The sequence below is a fragment of the Cyclonatronum sp. genome (assembly GCF_022565315.1).
Lineage (GTDB): Bacteria > Bacteroidota > Rhodothermia > Balneolales > Cyclonatronaceae > Cyclonatronum.
In genome coordinates this window covers 1-5,775 of record NZ_JAIUMX010000165.1, presented here as the reverse complement: position 1 = coordinate 5,775, position 5,775 = coordinate 1, and the positions used below count along the sequence as shown (strand labels likewise).

Annotated in this window: 6 protein-coding genes; 2 read left to right on the top strand and 4 right to left on the bottom strand. The window is 57.4% G+C overall.

The genetic code is table 11. The features are described from left to right. Positions 1-220: 220 nt before the first annotated feature. Positions 221-1,273 carry a glycosyltransferase family 2 protein gene (locus LAT75_RS15005; protein ID WP_291483547.1) on the bottom strand — a complete coding sequence of 351 codons (1,053 nt, stop codon included), beginning with the start codon at positions 1,271-1,273 and terminating at the stop codon, positions 221-223. A 239-nt stretch (positions 1,274-1,512) separates the two neighbouring features. Between LAT75_RS15005 and LAT75_RS15000 the strand changes: the two genes are divergently transcribed. Continuing rightward, a complete protein-coding gene (locus tag LAT75_RS15000; protein ID WP_291483545.1) occupies positions 1,513-2,952 on the top strand; it encodes a DUF2157 domain-containing protein in 1,440 nt (479 codons plus the stop codon). Next, entirely contained in the window at positions 2,949-3,539 is a 591-nt protein-coding gene (locus tag LAT75_RS14995) for a hypothetical protein (RefSeq protein ID WP_291483543.1), read from the top strand. The genes LAT75_RS15000 and LAT75_RS14995 overlap by 4 nt, the downstream gene beginning before the upstream one ends. Positions 3,540-3,554: 15 nt before the next feature. Here the strand turns inward: LAT75_RS14995 and LAT75_RS14990 are convergent, their stop codons facing one another. The 3 genes from LAT75_RS14990 to LAT75_RS14980 form a co-directional block, all read right to left on the bottom strand. Further along, positions 3,555-4,073, bottom strand: coding sequence for a TlpA disulfide reductase family protein (locus LAT75_RS14990; RefSeq protein ID WP_291483541.1), 519 nt, complete (start codon positions 4,071-4,073; stop codon positions 3,555-3,557). 75 nt (positions 4,074-4,148) lie between these two features. After that, on the bottom strand, positions 4,149-5,312 hold the full coding sequence (dnaJ, locus tag LAT75_RS14985; protein WP_291483539.1) for a molecular chaperone DnaJ: 1,164 nt from the start codon (positions 5,310-5,312) through the stop codon (positions 4,149-4,151). Between the two features lie 70 nt (positions 5,313-5,382). Next, on the bottom strand, positions 5,383-5,775 hold a 393-nt coding region (locus LAT75_RS14980; RefSeq protein ID WP_291483537.1), incomplete at its 5' end, for a nucleotide exchange factor GrpE.

Below are 5,775 nucleotides of genomic sequence, written 5' to 3'. Positions count from 1 at the left end.
GGCCAAAATCCCGTAGGGATTTCACATGGGTAGAAAAAAAGCCCGCACCCCAATTTTCCGTGTGCCGTAGGTACACCATATGCCCGCTGTAATGAGCAGAGTTTCGGAGGCCTTATCACGTTTGTGAGGCATGGACCAAAATCTACCCATATTGCCGGGATACGGAGACCAGGTAGGAGCAGAAGACCGAAGCCCGCGGCTAAAAGCCAAAAGCCAACAGCTAAAAGCCTTTCTTCAGCAAATATTCCCAAAGTTTGCTCATCGGCTCGAAGCCTGTGGGGTTTTTGCGGTCGGGCAGTTCGCGGTTCAGGGTGCCCCGCTTTTCGAGCCAGTAGGGCAGCTTCACGTAAAAATCGCGGTAGGCCTGCCAAACGGCAAGGTGATGGGGGATGTCGCCCCGGAGCAGAAAACGCATGCCAATGGCGGCATCGAACATCAGCCGGGCAGCCAGCACCGGAATGAGGGCTGCGGCACGGTAATTTTTGGTGAGCATGGCCAGGCTGTTGCGGATGTTGAAGTACATCTTCCGGGGATTGCCCTGCGCGAGGGTGCCCCCGCCCAAGTGCCGCACGACCGAATCCGGACTGATCCGGATCTCCCAGCCGGCCCGCTGCAGCCGCCAGCACAGGTCAATTTCCTCCATGTGCAGCACGAAGTCCTCATCAAAGCCGCCGGCTTCCAGAAACAGGTCGCGCCTCACGCAAAACGCGGCTCCGGAGGCCCAGAAAATTTCCACGGGATAGGTGCCATACTGACCGGTATCGCGCTCAATGGCGTCGAACACCCGGCCGCGGCACCAGGGGTAGCCCAGCTCGTCGAGCATGCCGCCCGCCGCGCCGGCGTAATCAAAAAACTCGGGGTAGCGGTCAGAGCGGATCACGGGCTGCACGGCAGCCAGTTTCGGAAACTCCTTAAAAAGACGCACCATGGGCTTCAGCCAGGTTTGCTCAACGCGCACATCGTTGTTCAGAAACACGAGCAGCTCCCCGCCAGCAGCCTCCGCAGCGCGGTTGTTGCCGCCGCAGTAGCCGTAATTTTGGTCCAGCTCCAGCACCCTGAACTGCGGAAAGCGGGCTTTCACCCTTTCTACGGAACCGTCATCTGAGGCGTTATCGGCAAGGATGAGCTCCAGGTTCGGGTAGTCCGTTGCAGCAAGGGCCGGCAGGTACTCCTCAAGATGGGCAAGTCCGTTCCAGTTAAGCACAATTACGGATACCGGCGGAAAGCTTTCCTCTGCCGGATGCAGCGTCTGCATTTCTTTTGGTTGATTCATGGGTTTAGGGTCTCATCCTGATAGCTTGTTTACCTCTCACTTTAACCGAAAGGTTTGGTTGATGCAAGATAGCCTTTAAATACCGCCCGCGCCGTATGGGCAGCCCATAATTCGTGTAAAAACAAAAACCGGAAGCGGCAGCAGCCCAAAGATTTAATTTTCCAATCAGCGGGGAATAAAATAACTTAAGGTTTCAAGCTTCAGCCCTCCTCAAGGCCCGAACCAACGGTAAACTGCTTATGCCCGAAACCAAACTTTCTGATCTGAAGCGCTGGGAACAAGCCGGCCTGATTGATGCCGAAACGGCCGCCCGAATCCGGGCTTTTGAAGAACAGCATGGCCTGCAGCCGGGGTCAGATTCCGGTAATGGGGCTTCACCGGCTTTCCTGAGTAATTTACTGAGTTTGTTTGGCGGGGTGATGGTGGTTCTGGGCCTCATCCTGCTGCTGGCCTGGCAGTGGGATGTGCTCACCCCGTGGCAGCAAACAGCGCTGTCGTTTGCACTGCTGATCGCTTCCCTCGGCTATGCGGGATTTTCGCTTTGGAAAGCCGCGCCCGGCGGCGGACGCCTGCACCGGGAAATCAGCGCGGCGGTCTGGTTTCTGGTGAGCGGCGCCGTGCCCGTTCTGCTGTCCGAAATCTGGCAGCTGCCCGGCGACACCGGCCTGTGGATGCGCAGCTGGGCGTTTATCACCCTGCCCATGCTCTGGCTGATGCGCAGCTATGCCCTCTCCCTGCTGATGCTCGGCCTGCTCTTCGCCCTCAGCATTTTTGCCATTGGTCACCCCGATGACTTCTGGCCGACGGCCGCGGCCTGGCTCATCACCGCGCTCAGCCTGCCGTGGTACCTGCTTCTGCTGCAGCACAGCCGCATCGCCGCAATCCGGCAGGCACACGGCTTCGCCCTCGCGCTGCTGCCGCTCGTGCTGCTGGGTACAGCCGGCCTTATTCAGGAAACGGCCCTGTTCACCTACCTCGCCCTCGCTTCGGTAATGATCCTGCTGGCCTACCTGAAAACGCTCCGGCCCATGAAAACCTGGCTGCTCTTTTGGGGACTTTGCACCGCGGCTTTCATCCTCACGCTTTCCTCCTTCGCTTTTGTTTGGGAGGGATATGAGCTTTCCGCCCTCAACAAGCCCGACAGCTGGCTGCCGCTGCTGCTGCTTTTCGTGCTCATGATGCTGCTGCACGCCCGGCACCGAAAAACCGGGGTCACCGGTCAGGCGGAGTTTCGGGCGGCTGCGCTGCTTGTTTTGCCGTACCTGGGCGTGGTACTGCTCAGCGACTTCAGCGGCCCGCTCGCGCAAACCGGCGCCAATCTGCTGCTGCTGGTTTTCGGGATTTTGATGATGCGGGCAGGCATCAGGCAGCTGAAGCCGGTTTACCTTAATTTCGGGGTGCTGCTGCTTTCATTTCAGCTGCTTGCACGCTTTTTCGAGGCAGAATTTCCGGTGTGGGTGCGCGGACTCGGTTTTCTGGCCGCCGGACTTTCCCTGCTGCTTGCCAACCGCTGGCTGAGCGCACAGCCAGCCCGGCGGGGCGGAGGCCCAAGCCCTGATGCCGGCGCAACTCCGGAGCCGGCCCAACCCGAAGTCCCCCAACCCAAACCTGACGAGCCCGGCGCCCGTGAGCGGCTTTTCCGCGCCGCCATCCGTTTCGGAAAGGATCTGAACGCATGAACAGAAACCGAAACCGCCTGCTCTCCGCTTTCCTGCTTATAGCCCTGCTGCAAACCGGCCTTTACAGCAGCATTGTGGTCCGCCATCACAACATCCTTCAAAAAGGCGAAGCGTTTGTTTTTATTTGGGGTGATGTGTACCTGCCTGACCCGCAGCCAGGTCAGCGAATCACCGTCGGGGAAGCAACAATTGTGCTCGGATGGCCCGCTGAGGTACCCCTGCCCGAACCCTGGCAGGATACCCCGCCGCTTTACCTGCTGTTTGAAGCCGGCACCAACGCTGCCGGGAACCCCGTAATATCGTACGCCTCGGAAACCCCGCCCCGGCACGCTGATGCCTTTTTGAAAGCACGATTAAGGCACATAGTTCGTCCCGACGAAAGTATCGGTGCCGGCTTGCTGCTCCCGGAGCTTCGGCCGGGGATCAATTCCATCACCCTACAAAACACATCCCAAGAAAAAAGCGCCCCGGAAACATACGAAGATGCTTCCGAAAGGCGCTTTAGAGAAGAACTTTGGCAGGCACGGCTGCAGCTGAAAATTTACCGCGGTACCTACGCGGTGGTTTTTCTGGAACTTACGCGGTGAGTTTTTTGGGATGAATTATTCGCCGCGATGGCTGCGGATGACTTCACTGATGGCGTCGAATTCCCGCTGCGGTCCTCTTGAGCCGGTCTCTGTTTTGTAGAACGTGCCGTCGGGCCTCACATACACTTTGTAGGGGATGCCGCGGATTTCCAGCTTGGTTGCGAGCTCATCGCCGTGCACAAAAATGAAGTCGTAATCGTGCTGATCGATGAAGCGGCGCACAACCGTTTCGGTATCGCTCCAGCCGGGAGAAACGGCAAGGACCACAAAATCATCCGGAAAATCGGCCATGAGCTGATTCAGGGCCGGCATGATGGCGAGGCAGGGGCTGCACCAGGTTTCCCAGAAATCGATGAGCACGGTTTTACCCGCAAAATCGGAAACGCGCACCGGGTTGCCGTCCCAGTCGCGGAATTCAGCAGCTTCGACCGCTGCAATCTGCGCTTCGTTCAGGCTGTTGTTTTGAGCCTGAACGGCATGCGAAAAAGCAAGGCCGGCGAAAAGCGCCGATACCAACACAAAATATTTGATCATTACCAGTTCAGTTTAAATTGGGGATTATGGTATCTAAACCTAACGCCCGCTTCGCGCATTCATTGAGCGGAAAGCTTAAGAAAAGATATTTTTGATGCGGGAGAAAAATCCGTCTTTGTTATCGGCCTGCATTTTGGGGTCAAAATGCTCGCTTTCCTGCAGAGACTGAACCACTTTACGCTCTTTATCGCTCAGCTTGGTCGGGATATAGACGTTGATGCGCACAAACTGATCGCCGTACACATTGTTGCTGTTCAGGCGCCGGATGCCTTTTTCCTTCATGCGCAGGTGCTTGCCGGAAGGCGTGCCGGGCTCGATCTTGAGCTTGGCCTTCCCTTTCAGGGTCGGCACTTCGGCTTCGGTACCAAGTATGGCGTCGGGAATGCTGATTTGCAGGTCGTAAAAAATATCGTCGCCGTCGCGCTCGAAATATTCGTGCTCTTTTTCCTGAATCACCACGAGCAGATCGCCGGCATCGCCGCCGCGGATGCCCTGATTTCCCTTGCCGCGCAAGGTGATGTAGTTGCCGGTCGAAACCCCGGACGGGATTTTGACCACGATGGTTTCGTCGCCTTTGGTGCGGCCTTCGCCGGAGCAGCTTTTGCACTTGTTGCGGATGGTGCGGCCCTCGCCCTGACAGCTCGGGCAGGGCTGAACGTTCACAAAAGAGCCGAACATGGTGCGCGAAACCTGCCGGTACTCGCCGGTTCCGTTACAGGTGCCACAGGTCATGAAGTCTTCGCTCGTTTCAGCACCGGTGCCGTTGCAGCTGCCGCATTTGGTGAATTTGGTAACCTTGAGCTTCTTCTCCACCCCGTAGGCAATTTCCTCGAGGGTGAGCGGCATATTCAGCTTCATATCAGAGCCGGGCACGCCCGACGACCGTCGGCCGCCCCCGCCACGTGAGCTTCCTCCGAAACCGCCGCCGCCGAAAATATCCCCGAAACGGCTGAAGATATCTTCGAAATCCATCTCCTGATATCCGGCACCGCCACCGCCTCCAAATCCGCCGCCGTTAGCTGCGGCATGGCCGTAACGGTCGTAGCGGGCGCGCTTCTGATCGTCTTTTAAAACGTCAAAAGCCTCAGCGGCTTCCTTAAACTTGGTTTCTGCTGAGGCATCTCCGGGATTGCGGTCAGGGTGGTATTCCATCGCTTTTTTGCGATAGGCTCTTTTGATGTCGTCGGCGCTGGCTCCGCGGTCAACGCCCAGTACTTCGTAGTAGTCTCGTTTGCTCATGAAGTTGAATTTACCCCGGCCGGGGTAAGGAACCCTCAGGCCGGGATTTCAAAGGTTTTGGAGTGATTATTTATTCGCTAACAATAACTTTGGCGTGACGAATCACTTTTTCGCCCAGCTTGTAGCCGGTTTCGAGTACCTGCAGCACGGTGTTGCTTTCGGTGCTGTCATCCGGTGCCGGCTGACGCATCAGCGCGTCGTGTAGCTCCACATCGAAGGGTATGCCCGTTTCCATGATGGGCTCGACGCCCATTTTTTCCAGGGTTGAGGCGAATTTGCTGTGCACCATTTTGACCCCGTCGGTGAAGGCGTTGCTGCTGCCCTCGGGCACGTTCTGCAGGCTTCGGCCCAGATCGTCAAAAACCGGAAGGAAATCGGCAACGGCCTTAATTTTGGCGTCATCAAACAGCTGAAGGCGCTCGCGGTTCGTGCGGCGGCGCATGTTTTCGAACTCGGCAATTTT